The organism is Faecalimonas umbilicata (genome assembly GCF_004346095.1).
In the GTDB taxonomy this organism is placed as follows: domain Bacteria; phylum Bacillota; class Clostridia; order Lachnospirales; family Lachnospiraceae; genus Faecalimonas; species Faecalimonas umbilicata.
The window spans coordinates 1-22,602 of sequence record NZ_SLZV01000032.1 but is presented as its reverse complement, the minus strand read 5'-3'; the positions used below and the strand labels follow the sequence as shown (position 1 = coordinate 22,602).

At 44.2% G+C, this 22,602-nt stretch carries 16 protein-coding genes and 1 pseudogene; 4 read left to right on the top strand and 13 right to left on the bottom strand.

Features of this window, described 5'->3' with window-relative positions; genetic code table 11:
• Positions 1 to 40 precede the first annotated feature (40 nt).
• The 12 genes from glpK to EDD74_RS12795 all read right to left on the bottom strand — a co-directional run bounded on the left by glpK (position 41) and on the right by EDD74_RS12795 (position 16,340).
• Positions 41 to 1,537, bottom strand: coding sequence for a glycerol kinase GlpK (glpK, locus tag EDD74_RS12850; protein WP_009263020.1), 1,497 nt, complete (start codon positions 1,535 to 1,537; stop codon positions 41 to 43).
• A 27-nt stretch (positions 1,538 to 1,564) separates the two neighbouring features.
• Positions 1,565 to 3,718, bottom strand: a complete 2,154-nt coding sequence (locus EDD74_RS12845; RefSeq protein WP_116441643.1) for a Tex family protein — start codon at positions 3,716 to 3,718, stop codon at positions 1,565 to 1,567.
• Between the two features lie 181 nt (positions 3,719 to 3,899).
• Positions 3,900 to 4,157, bottom strand: a complete 258-nt coding sequence (locus EDD74_RS12840; protein WP_116441642.1) for a hypothetical protein — start codon at positions 4,155 to 4,157, stop codon at positions 3,900 to 3,902.
• 76 nt (positions 4,158 to 4,233) lie between these two features.
• Complete coding sequence (gene mglC, locus EDD74_RS12835; protein WP_008976589.1) at positions 4,234 to 5,250, bottom strand: galactose/methyl galactoside ABC transporter permease MglC; 1,017 nt, start codon at positions 5,248 to 5,250, stop codon at positions 4,234 to 4,236.
• Positions 5,251 to 5,266: 16 nt separating this feature from the next.
• Positions 5,267 to 6,772 (bottom strand): sugar ABC transporter ATP-binding protein, encoded by a 1,506-nt coding sequence (locus EDD74_RS12830; protein ID WP_008976590.1) that lies wholly within the window; start codon positions 6,770 to 6,772, stop codon positions 5,267 to 5,269.
• A 181-nt stretch (positions 6,773 to 6,953) separates the two neighbouring features.
• Complete coding sequence (locus tag EDD74_RS12825) at positions 6,954 to 7,973, bottom strand: galactose ABC transporter substrate-binding protein (protein ID WP_008976591.1); 1,020 nt, start codon at positions 7,971 to 7,973, stop codon at positions 6,954 to 6,956.
• A 176-nt stretch (positions 7,974 to 8,149) separates the two neighbouring features.
• Positions 8,150 to 9,193, bottom strand: coding sequence for a galactose ABC transporter substrate-binding protein (locus EDD74_RS12820; RefSeq protein ID WP_116441641.1), 1,044 nt, complete (start codon positions 9,191 to 9,193; stop codon positions 8,150 to 8,152).
• 20 nt (positions 9,194 to 9,213) lie between these two features.
• On the bottom strand, positions 9,214 to 10,125 hold the full coding sequence (locus EDD74_RS12815) for a sugar ABC transporter substrate-binding protein (RefSeq protein ID WP_116441640.1): 912 nt from the start codon (positions 10,123 to 10,125) through the stop codon (positions 9,214 to 9,216).
• Positions 10,122 to 11,906, bottom strand: coding sequence for a sensor histidine kinase (locus EDD74_RS12810; protein ID WP_008976594.1), 1,785 nt, complete (start codon positions 11,904 to 11,906; stop codon positions 10,122 to 10,124). Before EDD74_RS12810 ends, EDD74_RS12815 begins: the two co-directional genes overlap by 4 nt.
• Positions 11,906 to 13,513, bottom strand: coding sequence for a response regulator (locus EDD74_RS12805; RefSeq protein WP_116441639.1), 1,608 nt, complete (start codon positions 13,511 to 13,513; stop codon positions 11,906 to 11,908). Before EDD74_RS12805 ends, EDD74_RS12810 begins: the two co-directional genes overlap by 1 nt.
• Before the next feature lie 119 nt (positions 13,514 to 13,632).
• Complete coding sequence (gene galT / locus EDD74_RS12800) at positions 13,633 to 15,120, bottom strand: UDP-glucose--hexose-1-phosphate uridylyltransferase (RefSeq protein WP_008976596.1); 1,488 nt, start codon at positions 15,118 to 15,120, stop codon at positions 13,633 to 13,635.
• A 50-nt stretch (positions 15,121 to 15,170) separates the two neighbouring features.
• Positions 15,171 to 16,340 (bottom strand): galactokinase, encoded by a 1,170-nt coding sequence (locus tag EDD74_RS12795; protein WP_008976597.1) that lies wholly within the window; start codon positions 16,338 to 16,340, stop codon positions 15,171 to 15,173.
• A gap of 271 nt (positions 16,341 to 16,611) precedes the next feature.
• Between EDD74_RS12795 and EDD74_RS12790 the strand changes: the two genes are divergently transcribed.
• Positions 16,612 to 18,444 (top strand): NAD(P)-binding protein, encoded by a 1,833-nt coding sequence (locus EDD74_RS12790; RefSeq protein WP_008976598.1) that lies wholly within the window; start codon positions 16,612 to 16,614, stop codon positions 18,442 to 18,444.
• Complete coding sequence (locus EDD74_RS12785; RefSeq protein WP_008976599.1) at positions 18,438 to 20,192, top strand: [FeFe] hydrogenase, group A; 1,755 nt, start codon at positions 18,438 to 18,440, stop codon at positions 20,190 to 20,192. The genes EDD74_RS12790 and EDD74_RS12785 overlap by 7 nt, the downstream gene beginning before the upstream one ends.
• Positions 20,193 to 20,372: 180 nt before the next feature.
• Here EDD74_RS12785 and EDD74_RS12780 read toward each other — a convergent pair whose 3' ends face one another.
• The gene (locus EDD74_RS12780; protein ID WP_008976600.1) at positions 20,373 to 21,290 is read right to left on the bottom strand and encodes an ArsR/SmtB family transcription factor; all 918 of its coding nucleotides are present in this window, start codon (positions 21,288 to 21,290) and stop codon (positions 20,373 to 20,375) included.
• Between the two features lie 159 nt (positions 21,291 to 21,449).
• Here EDD74_RS12780 and EDD74_RS12775 point away from each other — a divergent pair, with 159 nt between their 5' ends.
• Both EDD74_RS12775 and EDD74_RS15755 read left to right on the top strand, forming a co-directional pair.
• Positions 21,450 to 22,391, top strand: a complete 942-nt coding sequence (locus EDD74_RS12775) for a diacylglycerol/lipid kinase family protein (protein ID WP_116441638.1) — start codon at positions 21,450 to 21,452, stop codon at positions 22,389 to 22,391.
• Between the two features lie 66 nt (positions 22,392 to 22,457).
• Positions 22,458 to 22,602 (top strand): annotated as a pseudogene (locus EDD74_RS15755) (IS200/IS605 family transposase); the annotation flags it as partial.

The window sequence follows — 22,602 nt, the reverse complement described above, 5'->3', positions numbered from 1 at the left end:
CTCTTTTCTCAGTCCCACATCTGCGTGTATCTTTACTGTTTTACTCCTCTTCTTCCCATCCAAAAGAGCGTTTTACAGCCTTCTCCCAACCATGAATTTTTTCTTCCCGTTCATTTTCCTTTAATTTTGGATAGAACACCTTATCAATCGCCCAGTTCTTTCCGACGTCTTCTTTGTCCTTCCAGTATCCAACGGCCAGCCCGGCAAGATATGCCGCTCCCATTGCCGTTGTCTCTACGCATTCCGGTCGATTGACCGGGGCATTGCAGATATCCGCCTGCACCTGCATCAGAAAATCATTTGCACTGGCACCTCCGTCAACATTGAGTGTACTCAGCGAAATTCCTGAATCTGCCTGCATTGCATGCACAACGTCATTTACCTGATACGCAATAGACTCTAATGTCGCCCGGATAATATGATATCGATTCACACCTCTTGTCAATCCTACGATCGCACCTCTGGCATACTGATCCCAGTGTGGAGCTCCCAGCCCGGTAAATGCCGGCACGACGTAACAGCCGTTCGTGTCTTCCACTCTCTGAGCAAGATATTCCGAATCTTTCGCAGAATCTATCAGCTTCATCTCATCCCGCAGCCACTGGATTGCAGCTCCTGCTACAAAGATAGAGCCTTCCAGTGCATACGTCACCTTACCATCCAGTCCCCATGCGATCGTCGTCACAAGACCGTGGTCAGAATACACCGGTTCTGTCCCTGTATTCATCAGAAGGAAACACCCGGTTCCATATGTATTTTTTGCTTCCCCTGCATGGAAACAGGTCTGCCCAAAAAGAGCTGCCTGTTGATCGCCTGCCGCTCCGCTGATTGGGATTTTCCCTCCAAAATAGCTTGCATCTGCATAGCCGTAGATTTCACTGGATGGACACACCTTTGGAAGCATACTTTTTGGAATCTGAAGCTCTTCTAATATATCATCATCCCATTTCAGCTCTTTGATGTTAAACAGCATAGTACGGGAAGCATTCGAATAATCGCTGACATGCACACGCCCTTTCGTAAGTTTCCAAATCAGCCATGTCTCCACTGTCCCAAACAGCAATTCTCCTTGCTCTGCCCGCTCTCGGGCCCCTTCGATGTGATCCAACATCCACTTTACCTTTGTCCCCGAAAAATAAGCATCGATCATCAGTCCCGTCTTCTCCCGGAATGATTCTGTAAGTCCCTTTTCTTTCAACTTATCACAGTACTTGGATGTTCTTCTGCACTGCCAGACGATTGCATGTCCGATCGGTTCCCCAGTCTTTTTGTCCCACACAATCGCAGTTTCCCTTTGATTGGTAATTCCAATCGCTGCAATATCTTCCGCAGTTGCTCCAATCTTTGTCATTGCTTCCACTGCCACTCCCAATTGGGAGGACCAGATCTCATTGGCATCATGCTCCACCCATCCCGGCTTCGGAAAATACTGTGTAAACTCCTTCTGTGCCATACTGCATATCTGCCCTTTTTCGTTAAAAAGAATACAGCGATTGCTTGTTGTCCCAGCATCCAGCGCCATTACATATTTCGCCATGCCGCTTCCTCCTTGTTCCTTTTTCTTCTAAATCCCTTTCATCGTTAACTGGATCCGCTTTTTCTGTACATCGACGCTCATGACTTTGACATCGACAATGTCACCGACACTCACTGCCTCCAGTGGATGTTTGATAAATTTCTTATCGGTAATCTGCGAAATATGCACAAGTCCATCCTGATGTACTCCGATATCCACAAACACGCCGAAATCGATCACATTTCGTACGGTTCCTTTTAAGACCATCCCCTCCGTCAGATCTTTCATTTCCAACACATCCGTTCTAAGAATTGGTTTTGGCATCTCCTCACGCGGATCTCTGCCCGGTTTCTCCAGTTCTTTTACAATATCCTGAAGGGTGATCTCTCCGATTCCAAGCTCTTCTGCCAGCTTCTTTTCATTTCTGATTGTTTTAGAAAGTCCCCGAAGTCCTCCTCTGCGGATCTCTTCCGTTGAAAATCCCTGCTGTTTTAAAAGTTTTTCCGCCGCCTCATAAGACTCCGGGTGAACGCTTGTCGCATCCAGCGGATTTTTCCCATCTGTAATCTTGAGAAATCCGGCACACTGTTCGAATGCTTTCGGTCCAAGCTTTGCAACTTTTAGCAGTTCCTTTCTTGACTGGAACTTCCCATGTTCCTCTCTGTACGCCACAATGTTTTTTGCGATCGCACTGCTGATTCCGGAAATATAAGAGAGAAGCGGTGCCGATGCAGTATTTAAATCTACTCCTACCCGGTTGACACAGGATTCTACCACTCCGGAAAGCGCCTCGCTCAATTTCTTCTGGTTCATATCATGCTGATATTGTCCGACACCGATTGATTTTGGATCAATCTTCACAAGTTCTGCAAGCGGATCCTGCAGCCTTCTAGCGATGGATGCCGCACTTCTCTGTCCCACATCAAAATTCGGAAATTCCTCTGTCGCCAGCTTGCTTGCAGAATAGACAGAAGCGCCCGCCTCATTGACGATCACATACTGTACTTTCTCCGGAATCTCCTTTAACAGTTCGACAAGGATCATCTCCGATTCCCGCGATGCCGTACCATTTCCGACAGAGATCAGCGTAATATGGTACTTGCGGATCAGCTTCTTTAACGTATCCTTCGCCGCCTGGATCTTCTGTGGTGTCGTCGGGGCAGTCGGATAGATTACCGTCGTATCGAGTACCTTTCCGGTCTCATCTACAACAGCCAGCTTACATCCGGTCCGAAATGCCGGATCCCATCCAAGCACAACCTGTCCAACGATCGGCGGCTGCATTAAAAGTTGTTCCAGATTTTTTCCAAATACTGTGATGGCACTATCCTCTGCCTTTTCTGTCAGGCTGCTCCGGATCTCCCGCTCAATTGCCGGAGCAATCAGTCGTTTGTAGCTGTCTTCTGCCACTTCTTTTAAATATTCTGACGTATATGGATTTTCGGAAACAATGATTTTCTTCTCAAGATACCGCAGAATCTTCTCCTCCGGCGCTTCAATCTTCACGTTCAGAATCTTTTCCTTCTCTCCACGATTCATTGCAAGGATCCGGTGTCCTGCCAGCCTGCTGACTGGTTCTTCAAAAGAATAGTACATTTCGTAGACAGACTGCACACTATCATCTTTTGCCGAAGAAGTCATCTTTCCTTCTTTCACCGTAAGATTCCGAATAAAACTCCGGTAATCTGCCTCGTCAGAAACTGTCTCCGCAAGGATGTCTTTGGCACCTGCAATGGCCTCTTCCACTGTATGTACTTCTTTTTCTGCAGAAATATATTTTTGCGCCTCTTCTTCCAAAGGCTTTTGTATCTTTTGCAGCATCAGAAGTGCCGCCAGCGGTTCCAGTCCTTTCTCCTTTGCAATGGTCGCCCTTGTCCGCCTTTTTGGCCGATATGGTCGGTACAGATCTTCCACAGCAACAAGCGTCTGGGCATTTATAATCTGCACTCTCAGTTCTTCTGTCAATTTCCCCTGCTCCTCGATCGAAGCGAGTACCTGCTCCTTCTTCTCCTCAAGATTGCGTAAATATATCAGCCGCTCATGTAAACTTCTAAGCTGCTCATCATTCAGAGAGCCGGTTGCCTCTTTCCGGTACCGCGCAATAAACGGAATCGTATTTCCCTCATCGATCAGTCTGACTGCTGCCTCTACCTGCCATTTCTTTACTTCCAGCTCTTCTGTGAGTTTCTGAATCATATCCATACTGTTCTTTCCTCTCTGCTTTTTATACTGTTACGCTTTATTATAGCTTATTCCCGGTTCAAACGCAAAATCAAATTCCTATCAGAAAAGGAAAGGCTTTCCTCCTGTGAAGACCCTGCCTTTCCTTTTTTGCTTGTTCTGTATTTCTTGTTGTAGCTTTCTTAGATCGTCCCCAAAACTTTTAACTGAAAATCCCCACACCGAGCAGTACGATCAGAAGAATAATGAGTATCGCAATGAACCGATCCATAGATTTCAGTGAAATATTGATTTTGGAATAAAGTGTTTCTCTGCTTAAAAATCCGGTCTTCTTCTCTTCTTCCGGCTTTTCTTCCTGCATATCCTCCCCATCTTGTTCCGTTATTTCCTCTGTTTTGCTCTCTGTGATTTCCTTTTCTTCTATTTCCTCTTCTGCGCTTCTCATCTGTGCTTCGCTCATAGCCTGCCCCTTTCTAAAAAATTCCTCATGCAGATCACAAGATTTACATGAGGAATTGCTATTGTCCTTCTATCTTTTATTTCTTTGCAAGATACTTTCTTACGTCGATGGATACTGCAAGGATAATGATAATACCTTTGATGATATATTGCAAGTATGGGTTGATTCCAAGGAAGTTAAAGCTGTAGTTGATTACCTGAAGAAGAACTACACCAAGAACAACTCCCGGGATTGTACCAACACCACCGTTGAATGATACACCACCGATTACACAACCTGAAATCGCATCCAGGTCATAGTTTAAACCTGTACCTGTATTGACAGACTGGATACGTCCTGCCTCTAAGAAAGCTGCAAGTCCGTAGAGCACACCGGCTACAAGATATACACCCATAATGTTTTTTGTAATATTTACACCGGATACTGCGGCAGCTTCTTTATTTCCACCGATTGCAAACATATTTTTTCCAAGTGTTGTCTTATTCCAGATCACCCACATAACTGCTGCAGAAAGTGCAAAATAAATGATCAGGTATGGAAGTTCGAAGCTTCCGATCTTGAAAGATCCGTTGACAAAGTTCAAGAATTTTTCATTGAAAGAAGACAATGCCTGTGCTCCGCCTTCCTGGCTGTCAATATAAATACATGTTGCACCAAATGCGATTGTCTGTGTACCTAAGCTGACGATAAATGCATGCAAGTTTAATTTTGCAACACCAAATCCGTTGAGCGCACAGAACGCAACACCGATCAGAATACTTGCTGCCAGTGGTAAGATTAACGGAAGATCTTTTGTAATCTCCGGATACATTCTGGAAGCATATGTTGTTGCCTGTACAAGAGAAGCTGATACAGCAGCACAACATCCAAGGATACGTCCTGCAGAGAGGTCGGTTCCGGCAAGTACGATCATACCTGCAACACCGAGTGCAAGAATACCTCTTGTAGACGCCTGGGTTAAAATCTTAATAAAGTTTGACGGATGTAAAAATCCCGGTTCAATGATGATGACTACGATGATCATCAATCCTAAAATTATGTATAACGCATAGTTTAATAAAAATTCGTTGAGATTAAATTTTTTCTTTTCCACGTCGACACCCCCTGTGTTAAATGTATTTTGCAGCCAGTCGCATGATTTCTTCCTGCTCCTGTCCGTGATAATCCTTCTTCATATCTAAGATACCTGCCACACGACCGTTACTCATAACAAGGATACGGTCACAGATACCGATCAGCTCCGGCATTTCTGAAGAAACTACCATGACTCCTTTGCCTTTTGCGGCAAGATCATTGATCAGCTGATAAATCTCAAATTTTGCACCGACATCGATACCTCTTGTCGGTTCATCCAGAAGCAGCACTTCCGGCTCTGTCAGAAGCCAGCGTCCAATAATGACTTTCTGCTGATTTCCTCCTGAGAGAGATTTGATATGTGTCTTAGACGAAGGTGTCTTCACATGCATACTGTCAATCACCCATTTGGCATCTTTCTCCATCTTCTTTGTAGAGAGAAGACCACATTTCAGATAAGACTTCATGTTTGCAAGTACTGCATTAAACGTAATACTCTGAAGCGGAATGATACCAGTTGCACGCCGTTCTTCTGTCAGAAGTGCAAATCCATTTTTAATCGCCTGACGGGAATCCTTATTGTAGATTTCCTTTCCATGCAGTTCGATCTTTCCGCTTTCTCTGTGTGCAATTCCGAAAATCGTCTCAAGCAACTCTGTTCTTCTGGAACCTACAAGCCCTGCGACACCAAGCACTTCTCCTTTTCTCAGTTCAAAAGAAGCATCGATACAGCTTGGCATATATTTTCCAGTCAGCCCTTCTACTTTCATCAACACTTCTCCCGGCTTATTAGTCTTCTCCGGGAAACGTTCCGTCAGGTCTCGACCTACCATCAACTTGATGATTTCATCCATTGTGATATCTTTTGCAGACTTTGTTGCGATCCATTTTCCATCACGCATGATCGTAACGTCATCCGAAATCTCCAGAATCTCTTCCATCTTGTGGGAAATATATACCATACCAACTCCACGATCGCGCAGACGGTTGATGATCCTAAATAAATGTCCAACTTCTTCCTTAGTCAGGGAAGATGTAGGCTCATCAAGTACAAGGATCTTGGCATCGTAAGATACTGCTTTCGCAATCTCTACCATCTGCCGCTGTGAGACAGATAGCTCACCGATGATTGTTTTTGGATCTACATCAATATCAAGATCCTCAAAAATTTTCTTTGTCTCCTCGTAGCATTTCTTATCGTCAATAAAGCCACCCTTTTTAATGAATCTTCCAAGCCACAGGTTCTCCATTACGCTGCGCCGCAATACCTGGTTCAGCTCCTGATGTACCATTGCCACCCCATTGTCAAGCGCTTGCTTCGGATTTGTAAAACGCACTGGTTTCCCATCAATTTTGATCTCCCCGGCATCCTCTACATAGACACCGAACAGACATTTCATTAATGTACTTTTTCCTGCTCCATTCTCTCCCATAAGAGCGTGGACGCTTCCTTTTTTCAGCATTAAATTTGCTTTATCGAGTGCTTTGACACCTGGGAACTGCTTTTCAATGTTCGTCATTTCCAGAATATATTCTGACATTTTTTCGCTCACCACTCTTCCTCATACTGCGAAGTGCGTTTGAAAATTGCGGAAAAGAACTTTCAAATACACTCCAGAGCATATCTCTTTCCTTTGATACACTCTATGAGAGGTGGTACAAGAATCATTGCCTCCTGCACCACCTCAGTTATTTGTTACATGTTACAAATGAATCTTAAAACTATTTTGTAATAGGTGCATATGGAATACGAACTGAGAATCCGTCTTCTGCCATTTCGTAATCTGTTCCTTCAATAAAGTCTTTACCCTGAGCTGCATTTGCACCGATTGCAACAAGTGCTTTACCCATTGCATCTCCATCCTGTTTTACAGTACCAGCCATTTTTCCTGATTTGATTGCTTCCATACCAGCTTCTGTTGCATCCACACCGAATACCGGAGCATCTGATTTTCCATTGATACCAGCGATTGCTCCAAGTGCCATGTCATCGTTGTTACAGAATACAGCTTCAATCTTATCTCCGTTTGCAGACATCTGAGCTTCCATCTGTGTCTGAGCCTGGTCTGTCATCCAGTTTGCAACAAGTGGTTCGATTCCCATATTGTCCATCACAAGTCCACGTTCCTCTGCCTGTTTTACAGCATATTCTGTACGTGCCTCAGCTTCTGGGTTACCTGGTTCTCCTTTGAATACGATATACTGGATCTTTCCATCTCCATTTTTGTCGATTGCTTCTTTGTCTGCCTCATACATATCAGCAAGCATATCTCCCTGCATTACACCAGCTTCTGAAGCTGTTGTTCCAACGAAGATACCTTCACAAGATTCTACAACTTCTTTTGCAGGCTCTCTGTTAAAGAATACTGCCGGAATGTCTGCTGCTTTCGCCTTATCTGCAAGTCCCTGTGCAGAACCTGTATCAACTGCATTGATCAGAAGTGCATCTACTCCTTTAGAAATCAGAACGTCTAACTGGTCATTCTGCTTTGACTGGTCTCCCTGTCCATCCTGCATATCCAGTTTAATCTCAACATCTGCTTCTTTTGCATATTTTTCGATTGCAGAACGTACTGTAGAAATGTATGTATCATCATATTTGTATACGAGAACACCTAATTTGATTGCGTCTCCGTCTTTCTTTGCATCTTTTCCGCCTTCATCACTGCCTCCGCCGCAGCCTGCAAGTAATGAAAGTGACATTGCTGCACATAACATTCCACATACGATTTTCTTTTTCATAGTTTTTTCCTCCTTTAAAAACACGACTCTTGTTCTTGATGACTATATTATAAGCAAAAAATTCATAGGATTCCATACAGATTTCTATGGTATTCTATGAATTTTCTTTGATTTTATCATCATTTTAAACATTTTATATAATTTTTATACGATATATTTGTGCAGATTTACACTCTCTATTCTTCCAATTCTGGACAGATCTTAATTTCCCATGGAATCCATACTTCCCGATCATGTCCTTCCAAGATTTCCTTTGGCACCGTTCCTTCTTTTTTTAGCCCGCATACCATGCGCGCAATATATTCCGCATAAATGTCAGAGTCTGCCTTCACGGTTCCAAGCATCTTCCCGTCTCTGACTGCCATAAGCCCTTCCTCCGTGCCATCGATGCCTACCACACTGATATCTGTCCTGCCCTCCTGGCGAAGTGTCTCGATGGCGCCAAGTGCCATATCATCATTGTTACATAAAATCAGTTCCAGCTCCCCCTCTTCTTCCTTCAGCCACCGTCCAACGATTGCTGCCGCCTGCTCTTTCATCCAGTTTGCAACCCCTCCTGTGATCCTTTTTGCAGGAACTCCAGAAGATGTCATTGTCTTTACTGACCACTCGGAACGGATAATGGCATCCTGATGCCCGGTCTCCCCCTCTAAAACGGCATACCCTACAACCCCGTCTCCGTTCTTATCCAACACCGCAGGATCCTTTCGATATACTGATGCCACAAGCTCTCCCTGCAATCTCCCGGACTCCTGTGCATCTGATCCTACATAATAAATATGCTGCCCTTTTCTCAGATCATCCTGTACCGGCTGGCGGTTAAAGAAAATCAGAGGGATCTCTGATTCCTCCGCACGATCGATCATCGTCGACACATTTGTCCGATCCACTGCATTGACACAGATGACATCATACGCAAGCGCTGCGAAATGTTCCACCTGCTCATTTTGTTCATTCTGATCATTTTCTGCGGATACAATCTTGCAATGAATCTTGATCCCCTGCTGCTTCTCGCATGCTTTCAACTGCCGCTCTATTTTTTTCGTCAACAAATTTACATAAGTATCATCACTTTGATAAATCGAGATCCCGACTTTGAGTGTGTCCTCTTCTTTCTGTTTTTCTTTTCTTCTTGAAATGCCCGCTGCTGCCACACAGATCACTGCCACTGCCACCGCCAAAAGCCCCATCTGTGTTTTCCACTTTTTGTACTCTCTCATCACTTATCCCTGACCTTCCACTATGAAATTGGAAACAACAATGCCTCATATTCTTTGTCGTAGAGATTTTCCTGTCTTACAAGCACCTGCTCCATCTTTACTGTCCGCTGTCTCGTCCCATTCTGGATACTTTTCATCGCCGCCTCCACGCTCAGATATCCTTTGTCATATTCGTTGCAGATCACTGCCGCACACACTTTTCCTTCTTCAAGCAAAGTCAGCATCTTGTTCGAACAGCCAATTCCGTAAAGCCTGTCGGGAATTTTCTGTAAATTGACGATTTGCGAAAACGTGTATGGATCTGCTGCAACGACAACTTCTCCTTCAATTTCAAATCCTTGACGGTACTGTCTGCGGATCACAGTGCAGCCTCCGTCTTCCAATTCTTTTTCTAATATATCCAGACAATTTGCAGTCTCTTTTGCCGAGACATCTGATGCATAAAGAGCAACGCTTGCGTCTTTCTTTTCTTCTAGTACAGCTCTCGCCAGCTTTTTTGCTGACTTTTCACTGTCATAAATATAGGCTCCAAATTTTTTTTCCGAATGAAGCTCCTTTTCCAGCGTGATCACCGGAACCTGAAGCTTGCTCTGATCCAGAAATTTTTCCATCTGTACCTGGTCTGCCGGCACTGTGATCACCGCCTGCGCGCCATTTTCCACCGCCTCTTCGATCGCAGCCTCCTGCTCTGCAGCATTTCCACTGAGATATGGTGCATCCACAACTAGATCTACATTCCACTTCTTCGCAGCCTTCTCCATACCCTTCCGGAGGGATTGAAAGCGGTCATCTGCACTTCCGTCAGTCACAAATGCAATGGTATACACTTCTTTTCGGTTCTCTTCCAACACAAAATCTGTGGATGCAATTAAAAATAGAAGGATAATTCCACAGAGCGCCGCGATAATTCCTATTTTTTCTGCTTTCTTCACAGCAATTCTCCCTCCTGCCCATACGCTATTTTAGGCTGTGTCAATGTAATACAAGTGCCTTCGTCCGGCTCCGACTCGATTTGGATTCCATATTCTTTTCCATATGCAAGCTGGATCCGCTCTCCGACATTTCGCATACCGATCCCCGAACCTTTCTTCGAAGAGACAACTTTCCCCGCGCGAATCTCTTCCAGACGCTCCGGCATAATTCCCGGACCATTATCCACAACTTGAAAAATCAACTTTTCTTCTTTCAAATATGCTTTGATAAAAACTTCTCCATCTCCATCTTGAAACTCCATTCCATAAGCAACTGCATTTTCTACAATCGGCTGCAGGATCAGCTTCAGCGTAGATAGCTCAAGGACTTCCTCCTCCACCTCAAAGTAATATTCAAACTTATTTTTATAACGCATCTTCTGAATCGTCAGGTAATTTTTGACATGTTCGATCTCATCCCGGACTGTAATGATCGTCTTCCCTTTGCTCAATCCAATTCGGAAAAAACGTGCAAGAGCCGTCAGTGCGCGTACTGCATCCTGTGGTTTCTCATTCTCGACCATCCACACGACAATATCCAGTGTGTTATAAAGAAAATGTGGATTGATCTGTGACTGAAGTGTATCCAGTTCGTTCTTTCTCTGGATCTCCTGCTCCCTCACAATATCTTCCATCAATTTCTTGATCCGCACTTTCATCTTGCGAATCGAACGTCCCAGATGACTGATTTCATATGCTCCGCGCTCCTCGATCGTTGTTTCCAGATCCCCCTCCGCAATCCGCTTCACAGCGCCTTCCAGATGCTCGATAGGGATCGTCACTTTCTTTGATATATAAGAGTTGATAATTGACAAGATCAACATAAAAGACATGACAAGCGCGATCAGGAAAATAATATTTTTTACTGTGGAAAGCTGTGCCGCCTTATCAGAAACCACCCCGACAATTTTCCATCCTGTATACCCGACAGACTTGATTGTCACCTTCCGATGCTGTCCCTCAAACACCTCATCATGAACCCCATCTTTGTATGCCGATGCTTTCTCATGATTTTCCTGCTCAATCCCATCCAGGATCAGCTGCTGCTGCGGATGATAAATTAAATTCCCCGCTCCGTCTACCAGATAAATATACCCTTCTTCCCCAAGGGAAACATTTTTGAAAATACTCTCCAGCTGTTCGTATTTCAGATCGATCAAAAGCACACCATCCTGCACCTCATAGGCATCAGGCACCTGCACCATCCTGCTCAACGTCAGTACATGTGCGTAATTCCCCTTGCTGTTGACAAACAAATTCTGTACATGCGGCCTGGAAAAATGCTGATTTTCTGTCTGTGTCACTGCATTCTGAAACCACGCTTCCTTCGTCACATCTACCCCGGGCTTTAATTTTGCTGCCGGTGCGGAAACGAGTAAGTCCCCTTCTTTGGAAAACAGGGCAATGTTCTGGATGGACGACTTGTTCGTATCGTACAAAAGCGCAAAGCCCTCTTCTACCGGAACATTCTCCTCAGACTTCAAAACCGAAAAGTAAAGAGAATCTGAAATTCTCATAATATTCCGCAGTTCTGATGTCAACGTATTATTGACCTGTTCAATCAGCGCCCGATTCTGCTTTTCGACAATTCCCTGAAGCTGAAGCGAAAATCGGTTATAAAAAGAAGTCCCCATCAGCACTGCACCGAGAAGCGCTGTGAGTGTAAATGCCCCCCAGATCACATAGCGCAGGCTGACCTTTGAATAAAATGCGTTCCACTTCTGATAAAATTTTCTATTCATTATGATTTTCCTTTGTATTTGCTTGGTGATACACCAAATTTCTTTTTAAAGACATAACTGAAATAATTGGGCTCCGGATATCCGACTTTCGCAGCAATGATATACGTCTTGTCATCTGTATGATTCAACAATTCCACCGCTTTATTTAACCGTACATCCGTCAGATAGGCAACATAATTTTGTCCGGTTTCCTTCTTAAATACAGTAGAAAAATAAGATGGACTCAGATGCAGACTGCTGCACAACATCTCAACAGACAGTTCTGGATTGGCATAATTCTCCTGGATGTACTCTTTTGCCTCCTTAATGATATCAATCGTCATATTTTCTCTTCTCTGCACAAGCTGCGTATGGATCTCACAGCAAAGTTTCAGAAGAAACTGCTCTACTTCCTCTGTCGTCTTCATATGCAGCACCTGTTCATAGCAGTCTGTGCCATATCCAAAAATCCTCTGTTCTTCCAGTTCATTGCTCCATACCACCTGCAAAATACTATTCAATACACTGATGACATAGCTCTTACATTGCCTGGAGTAAATCTTCCCATCTGCAATCCGTCCGATAATCTTCGTAAGTTCACACGCGATCTCCTCTTCCTGTTCAAATTTGACTGCATGGATCAGCGCATTTTTCTCCTGCTCCTCAAAAATCAGTGTCTCCGTCTTCTTTGGCTCCACATCTCGAATATAGATCACACTTCCCATATCCGGAACTGCCCGGTATCCACTTGCCTCCTTTGCTTCCATAAACGATTGCGGCACCTGTCTGATCCACTGTTTCCTGCTTCCGACTCCGATGGAAATCTGAAGTCCAAACACTTGTCTGCATACTTTTTGAATCTGGTCAAACACGCCGAGCAGTTCGTTGACCGTCTGCTCCTGTGAAAGCGCAATCACTACTCCGATCTCCTTCTCACAGATAAATCGTGCAAATGGGTACTTTTCTGTCAAATATTCATCGATTACTTTTTCCACTGACACCTGGTGCAATTCTTTTTCCTCTACCACTGCACCTCCCTCTACGGTTTCTTCCCGTTCAATACAAAACATCGCAACGATCCACCTATCAGAATCCCGAATCTCCGGAACATATTCCTCCAGCTTCTCATAGAACTCTTCCTTGACGATTTTTTCTTCCATCCAGTCATTTAAAAACTTTTCTTTTAAAATCGGAAAATTCTTCCGATAATTCTCTCTTAAAATCCGGATGTCTCTCTGCTGCTCAAGATACTTGTCTCTTTTCTCGCGGATCCGCTGAAGAATCTCCCCTAATTCCTCACTGTTTACCGGTTTTAAAATGTACTCTGTCACCCCGCACTTCATCGCCTGCTTCGCATATTCAAAATCATTGTAGCCAGAAAAGATAACAACCTCCTTCCCCGGATATTTTTCTTTCACTGTCTCTGCAAGCTGAAGTCCATCCATATATGGCATGTGAATATCCGTGATAATCACATCCGGATCAAGAATATGGATCTTCTCAAGTGCGTCTTCCCCATTCTCTGCATCTCCCACTACATGAAATCCCAGCGCTTCCCAATCCATCTTACGGATAATGCTTGTGCGGACTTCTTCCTCATCATCTACCAGCATAATTTTATACGGCATATTTCCTCTCCTTCTGTCTGCCATTCACATTTTGCATAGGTTCTCTGCCTGGTGCTTTCAATGATTTTTTCCAGAAAAAAACAGGCTGCATCTTTGACATGCAGCCTGCCTTCTATTTCTTATAATGTGTTCAGGAATCTTGCAAACGCTGTTCTTCCTTCTTCTGTACACTTGTAAACACCTGCATCTTCTAATACTTTTGTAAAGACAATTCCGACTTCTTCTTTTAAAATGTCCATTACATTCTCTTTTGTAATTGTATCATACTTCGGCAGGAATTTCTCTACCCATTTTGTATGTTTCTCGATCATTTCATTTTCAGAAATGTCCTTGCCCTCTACAATGTACTCTGCAAGTGTCTCCAGTTCTTGTTTCAATCTGGACGGCAATACTGCCAGTCCCATTACTTCGATCAATCCGATATTTTCTTTTTTAATATTGTGATACTCGGCATGTGGATGATACAGCCCAAGCGGATGTTCCTCTGTAGTAATATTGTTGCGGAGCGTCAGATCCAGTTCATAGATCTCCCCGACCTTTCTTGCGATCGGTGTGATCGTATTATGTGGTTCTCCGTCTGTCTCTGCAAATACGAATGCTTCTTCGTCTGTATAGCCTCTCCATGCATCAAGGATATGTGTTCCCAGTTCGATCAGCCGCTTCTCATCCTTGCTTCTTAAACGGATCACTGACAGTGGCCATTTTACGATTCCACTCTCCACATCTTCAAAGCCTTTTACTTCAAAATGTTTTTCGATTGGAGCTTTCGCCATCGCAAATGTGTAATGTCCTCCCTGAAAATGATCGTGGCTTAAAATCGATCCTCCTACGATTGGAAGATCTGCATTGGATCCAAGGAAATAGTGCGGGAATAATTTTACGAAATCAAATAATTTCATAAATGTTTCCTTCTCGATCTTCATCGGTGTGTGTTTTCCATTAAATACGATACAGTGTTCGTTGTAGTATACGTATGGAGAATACTGGAATCCCCATGCACTGTCATTGACTGTGATCGGCATGATTCTATGATTTTCCCTTGCCGGATGATTGACTCTTCCTGCATATCCTTCATTTTCCACACAGAGCAGACATTTTGGATAACTGCTTGCTTTCGCATTTTTTGCCGCTGCGATCGCCTTTGGATCTTTCTCCGGTTTTGACAAGTTGATCGTAATATCAATCTCACCATATGGGCTGTCCACCGTCCATTTCCAGTCTTTCTTTACCCGGTAACGACGGATGTAATCGCTGTCCTGGCTCAGCTTATAGTAATAATCTGTGGCAGCTTCCGGAGATTCCTCATATTTCTTCCAGAAAGTCTCCTGCACCTGCGCCGGACGAGGCATCAGGCAGTTCATCATCTTCGTATCGAACAGATCCCTATATACTACACTGTTCTCGATGATTCCACGACTGCACGCCTCATCCAACAGTTCCCCTAAGATCTCTTCTAACTCTTTTTCCCCGTTTACTTCTACTTCTTCATAGTCATCTTCATGAAATAATTCCAGCAGAAGATTTGTTGTGTAGATTCGCTCGCACTCCGGTGTCAATCCTGCATCGATCCCATACTGTACTAATCTTTTAATATTTTCTGATAACATATTTTCTCTCCTAAAACTCATCCTATTTCCTGTCCGCTTTTCAATCAGACTTATCCATTCAGCACTCTTGCACCGTCTCCGATGTCCACTACATAAAATTCTGCCTCATGTCCGACTTTTGCAAGATACTGCTCTCCGATGTTTTTAATAAATCCATCGACTGCTTCGTTTTTCACAATGCTGACCGTACATCCGCCGAATCCGCCTCCTGTAATACGAGATCCGATCACACCTTCTGTTTCCCATGCAAGATCCACGAGAATATCGATCTCTTTACAAGAAACTTCATAGTCATCTCTCAGTGATCTGTGTGACTCGTTCATCAGTTTTCCAAATTCTTCAATTCGATTTTCTTTCAGAGCTTCCACCGCACGGATCGTTCTCTGATTTTCATAAACAGCATGTCTTGCTCTCTTCTGTCTGATTTCGCTTTTGATTGCATCTTTATGCTTCTCAAATGCTTCCTCTGTCAAATCTCCCAATGTCTGCACAGCAACCACTTCCTGCAATTCCTTCAACGCCGTCTCGCACTCGTTTCTTCTGTCATTGTAAGCAGAATCTACAAGACTATGTTTTACTTTGCTGTTGATGATAACAATCTTCGCATCTTCCAGAACAACCGGTGCATATTCATACTGAAGTGTATTCGTATCAAGGAAAATCGCATTGTCCTTCTTTCCCATTGCACTCGCAAACTGATCCATGATTCCGCAATTGCATCCATTAAAATTATTCTCTGAAAACTGTCCGATCAGAGCAATATCTGTCATAGAGACATCAAATCCAAACATATCTTTTAAAATCACGCCCGTCAACACTTCTAAGGAAGCAGAAGAAGACAATCCGGAACCGTTTGGAATATTTCCATATAATAAAATATCCAGTCCGTTCGGCAATTTGTATCCTCTCTCCTCAAATGCCCACATCACTCCCTTTGGATAGTTCGTCCACTCTGCAGCTTTGTATGGTTTCAGATCCTCCAGAGATGATTCGATCACTCCAAGCCGTTCAAAATTTACTGAGTAAAACCGAAGCTTATTATCTTCTCTCTTCCTTGCAATCCCATATGTTCCAAGTGTCAGTGCACATGGAAACACGTGTCCCCCATTGTAATCTGTATGTTCTCCGATCAAATTCACGCGCCCAGGTGCAAAGTAAGTGCGGATATCTCCTTCCGCGCCAAAAAGTTCCTGAAATTTCTCCACTAATTTTGCCGTCATTCTTCTTTTTCCTTTCTTTTGTTTTAATATTCTTGTTTTAAAACACTTTCTCTGTTTATTATATCATAGATCGCAGGAGTGTCAAAGGATTTTTTGTTGCTCTTGTCTGTTTATTAACAATTTTGACTATCTTTTAACTTTTATTGCTTTTTTATTCAGCATAAGTTACAATCGCTGTAAGAGAGTCTTTTTTGCTTTATATAAATTTTCTTTTCGATGGAAGAAGCTTTCTATAAACTCAAAACGACAAATATTTATGAGAGGTGATATTATGAGCAGACTTGAGATTTCGACTCCGGATAAGGCCCAGCTTGTTGTGGAAGGTCTCTACAAAGACCTCGAGAGAAGGATCGAATCCAGTCCTCCGGGCTTATGTCCGGTCGACATATCCAGAGCATTTCTGGAACTTTGTCATGCACAGACTTGTGGAAAGTGTGTCCCTTGCCGTATCGGACTTGGACAGCTTAAAAATCTGATCACAGATGTTCTTGACGGAAAGGCAACTCTGAAAACACTTGATCTGATGGAAGATCTTGCGCTTTCCATCATGGATTCTGCTGACTGTGCAATCGGCTATGAAGCCGCACATATGGTATACAAAGGCCTGATCGGCTACCGGGAAGACTACGAAGAACATATCCGTCAGGGACGCTGTACCTGCACGTTCCACCAACCAGTACCTTGTGTTTCGCTCTGTCCGGCAAAGGTTGATATCCCTGGATACATCGCACTTGTAGGAGAAGGCCGCTATGCAGATGCAGTACGACTGATCCGCAAAGACAACCCATTTCCAACTACATGCGGATATATCTGTGAGCATCCTTGCGAAGCCAGATGCCGTCGCAACATGGTAGACGACTCCATCAATATCCGCGGACTGAAGCGCGTTGCCGCAGATTTTTCCGGAAAGGTTCCACCTCCGAAATGCGCCAAATCTACCGGCAAGAAAGTTGCTGTCGTAGGAGGCGGTCCTGGAGGACTTAGCAGTGCTTACTTCCTTCAGCTGATGGGACATCAGGTGACTGTTTATGAGATGCTTCCAAAACTTGGCGGTATGCTCCGCTATGGAATCCCAAATTACCGTCTTCCGAAAGAGCAGCTTGATAAGGATATTGAGGCAATCCTGGAAACCGGCGTGGAAGTAAAACACGGACTTAGAATCGGCGAAGATATTACTGTACAAAGCCTTCGCGAACAATATGATGCTGTCCTGATCACAATCGGTGCAAGTACAGACAAGAAGCTTGGAATCGACGGAGAACAATCAGAAGGAGTTCTCTCCGCTGTAAAATTCTTAAGAGATGTCGGAAACGGTAATCCTACTGACTTAACCGGTCAGGAAGTAGCTGTCATCGGAGGCGGAAATGTATCCATGGATGCAGTCCGCACTGCTGTCCGTCTCGGCGCAAAAAAAGTTAGCATCGTCTACCGGAGACGTGTGGCCGATATGACTGCCCTTCCGGAAGAGATCGAAGGCGCTGTTGCAGAAGGAATCGAAGTGCAGACACTGAAATCTCCTTCCCGCATTGTCACGGATGAAAATGGTCATGTGCAGGGACTTTATGTCACACCACAGATGATTAGTAAGATCAAAGATGGTCGTGCAAGTGTACGTCCGACCGGCGAGGAAGATCAGTTTATCCCTTGTACAACACTGATCGTTGCGATCGGACAGGATATTGAATTCCAGCACTTTGAAGAGGCTGGTGTCCCGGTACAGCGTGGACGGATCATGTCCGAGAAAAATGCCGGATTTGAAAACATCCCTGGCGTTTTTGCCGGTGGAGACTGTGCAACCGGTCCTGCCTCCGTCATCAAAGCGATTGCAGCAGCAAAGGTTGTTGCAGCTAATATTGATGAATATCTTGGATTCCACCATATCATTTCTGCTGATGTAGAAATTCCGGAACCAAGACTGGATGACAGAACCCCTTGCGGAAGAGTAAATATGACAGAACGTGAAGTCTGTAAACGTATCCACGACTTTGACGGGGTAGAAATCTGTATGACCGAACAAGAAGCAAAGCAGGAGGCATCTCGCTGCCTTCGCTGTGATCACTTCGGCTTCGGCATATTTAAAGGAGGTCGAGAAACATTATGGTAAATCTTGTACATCTTACAATCGACAATAAACCGATCACTGTGCCAGCCGGCACAACGATCCTGGAAGCCGCCGAACATAATGGAATCCCGATTCCAAAATTATGTTATTTAAAAGATATCAACGAAATCGGCGCCTGCCGTGTATGCGTGGTCGAACTGGAGGGCAAAGATAAACTGATCATCTCCTGCAATAATAAAGTAGAAGAGGGCATGGTCATCTACACTAACAGCCCGAAAGTTCGCATGAACCGGAGAAAAACAGTAGAGTTGATCCTCTCTCAGCATGACTGCCGCTGTGCAACCTGCGTAAAGAGCGGAAACTGTACTCTCCAGAAAATCGCAAATGACCTGAACATTCTTGAAGTACCGTTTCAACAAGAATTGGAACAGACTCCGTGGAACAAAGATTTCCCATTGATCCGCGATTCTTCCAAATGCATCAAATGTATGCGCTGTATTCAAGTCTGTGACAAGATCCAGAGTTTGAATATCTGGGATGTAGAAAGCACCGGATCCCGCACAACTGTACACGTATCAAAGAATCGTAAGATTGAAGATGCGGACTGTTCGCTCTGTGGTCAGTGCATTACCCACTGTCCGGTAGGTGCACTTCGCGAACGCGACGACACAGAAAAAGTCTGGTCTGCACTTGCCGACAAGAAAAAAGTCACTGTTGTACAGATCGCACCTGCTGTTCGTGCAGCCTGGGGGGAAGCACTCGGCATGAAACGAGAAGAGGCAACAGTCGGAAAGATCGTTGATGCTCTTCGAAAGATCGGTTTTGACTATGTATTTGACACAGCATTCTCTGCTGACCTTACGATCATGGAAGAAGGAGCAGAATTTTTAGAACGGCTCCAGAACGGCGAACTCAAAGACCGCCCGATGTTCACCTCCTGCTGCCCAGGATGGATCCGTTTCATTAAATCCCAGTATCCGCACCTTGTGCCGCAGTTATCAAGCGCAAAATCTCCGCAGCAGATGTTCGGTGCGGTCATGAAAACATACTTTGCGAAATCAATTGGTGTAGATCCGGAAAATATTTGTACGGTATCGATCATGCCTTGTCTTGCAAAGAAAGGCGAACGCAATATGGAACTCTTCTATGAAGAATATGCCGGCCATGATGTTGACATCGTTCTGACAACCCGTGAACTAGTGCGCATGATCCGCTCCGCTCACATCGCACCATCTACTCTGGTAGATGCCCCTTGTGATACGCTGATGCAGGATGGTTCCGGCGCCGGAGTTATTTTTGGGGCAACCGGAGGTGTTATGGAAGCGGCGCTTCGCTCCGCATACTTCCTCGTAACCGGAAAGAACCCGGATGCCGATGCATTCTCTGTTGTCAGAAGCAACAACTTAAATCACGGTGCTGTCTGCGCAGAGATTCCAATCGGTGATACAGTTGTAAGAGCAGCTGTTGTCAGCGGGCTTGGCAATGCCAGACAACTGATTGAAATGATCGAGCGCGGTGATGTCCACTATGACTTTGTAGAAGTCATGGCCTGTCCGGGCGGATGTGTCGGCGGCGGCGGACAGCCTATTCATGATGGTCAGGAGCTTGCTCTTGAACGTGGAAAGAATCTGTATTTCCTCGATAAAAATGCAAATATCCGATTCTCACACGAGAACAAAGATGTATTAAAACTGTACGAAGACTTTATGGGCAAACCACTCTCACACAAGGCACATCTGTTGCTTCATACCGATCATAATGCGTGGGAGATGCCAAAACGGCCTCGCTAGAAAACTTTCTTTGCTTCTGAGATATTGACGCAAAGAAAAGCCAGATAAAAACCGTATAACAGTCTCAAAAAAGATCAACAAAAAACAGATATATCCACAGGAATTTTTTCTCTGTGGTATATCTGTTTTTCTATTCTCGGATTTCTTTTTCCATATTTTGTAAAATCTATTCTGCCACAATTACGAGAACCACATCTTCATGACAATGTCCTGCGGATAATCTCCAAATCCATTGCCAAACAGGTTCATGCCTCCTTTGTGTACCGCATCTTCTTTAACTCCAATCCTGACTGAAATATATTCCTGCTCTTCCAGCTTAAATTCTGCCAGCCCATGCTCCGTCACTTTCTTTCCATCAAGGTACGTCCCATCTTTTTTCAAACACCATGTTTTAAGTTCTCCATACTGCGTGTTCTGCTCTGGCCACCAGTTCGGTGTCAGTCTTCCCTTTCTTCCTCCAAAATCGCTTGGACATTCGTAAGTGCCTGCTTCGATCTCATTGACCCATACGGTGATATCGGATGGATAGTCCATATTATATTCATGATCCTCCGCGCATACTTCCGCTGAAATCTCCAGTTTACGGAGTGTATTTTTCTTGAGTGAAGCATTGGAAAAGCGATATTCCAGATACCCATTCCCAAACCAGAGAAGCTTTGCTTCTACTCTTCTTGGGTTGTAAAATACTGCCGGCTCATCTTCCATATCAATATGTCCATCTCCTGACACAATTCCACAGGTCGGTTCCACATGGTAATCCACATAATTTCCGATCGGCATACTGATCTTCTCCACCTTTTCATCCTTTTCCTTCCGAAGCTGAATCATAAGGCTGTCGACACTTTTCCTGCACATCTTCATAGAACCACGCACTGCCGCTCGAAGTTCCGTCTCGATCAATCCTGCCTCCTCCAGCACCCGGACATGCATTGCCGTCGAAGAAGCCGGAAGTTCCAGAAGTTCTGCCAGCTCATTGACATTGTGTTCCTGTTCTTCGAGTGCCTCTAAAATCTGTATCCGAATTTCGGATGAAAGCGCCTTTCCGATTGCCGCCACCCTGTCTGTCTGATTAAAGTTCAAATTTTCTGTCCGTTCCATAGTTTCCTCTTTTCTGTTTTATACCAATATTTCTGTTATAAATATTTTATCCCTCGATCTTCTATTCGTCAACTTTATCTTAGCAAACAAAAGTAGTATTTCCTCTTTTTTTGTTGTATACTTGAGAAAAAACAGCAGATACGAGGAGAGTATAGACTCATGTACATATTTATTGTAAATCCAGCTTCCCGCTCCGGACATGCGAGCCAGATCTGGACAGAAATAGAAACACTCCTGAAAGAACGGAACATTTTATATCGCGTATATTTCACTTCTCACCGAGGACATGGCACAAAACTTGCACAACAGCTTACGAAAGACCTCTCTTCCCGCACAACACTGATTGTTGTAGGCGGTGACGGAACGGTCAATGAAGTATTAAATGGCATAGAACATCCGGAGCATATTATCCTGGGATATATCCCAACCGGTTCCGGAAATGATTTTGCAAAGGGAATGGCTCTCCCATCGGATCCACAAAAAGCATTGGAACTGATACTGTCTCCAAACAGTTACCGAACCGTTGACATTGGAGTTCTCAAATATTCTGAAAAAGACACGGAAAAAATACGGAAGTTTGCCGTCAGCACCGGAATTGGTTTTGACGCCGCAATCTGTCACCAGGCTCTGGTGTCCAGACTGAAAGTCTTACTGAACCGTATCCACTTAGGTAAGCTTTCCTACGCATTTATTTCACTGCGCGAACTTGCGCTGCACAAACCCTGCCGCTGCCGCATTTCGTTTGACAACGGAACAGAAGTCACTTTCGAGAAGCTTCACTTTGCCGCCGTGATGAACCAACCTTTCGAAGGCGGAGGATTTCGCTTCTGTCCGAATGCTCAGAACAATGACGGCAAGTTAGATCTCTGTATGATCCACGATGTCTCTAAGATAAAACTATTATTTTTGATGGCAATCGGATTATTTGGCTGGCATACCTCTCTAAAAGGCGTCGACACCTTCCGATGCAAACAGGTCCAGATCCATACCAGCGCTCCTATGCCGGTACATGCAGACGGTGAGTCTGCCTTTCTTCAGGATGCCATCTCCGTCACCTGTGAACAAGAACGCCTGCTCATGATCGCACCACAGACAACATAAAAGTAATTTATAAAATTTTTCCGGAAAATTATTAAGATACTATGAACTTAGTTGTTGTTCCATTTCATTCATGTTATAATCTCCTATAACTTAAACCACCTTTACCCTGTTGTTACAGGTTCTATTGCTGACGATGTTAAGCAAAAGATTTTTGATATAGCCAATACTCGTGGCTACGAAATAATTGCTATGGAAACAGACAAAGACCACA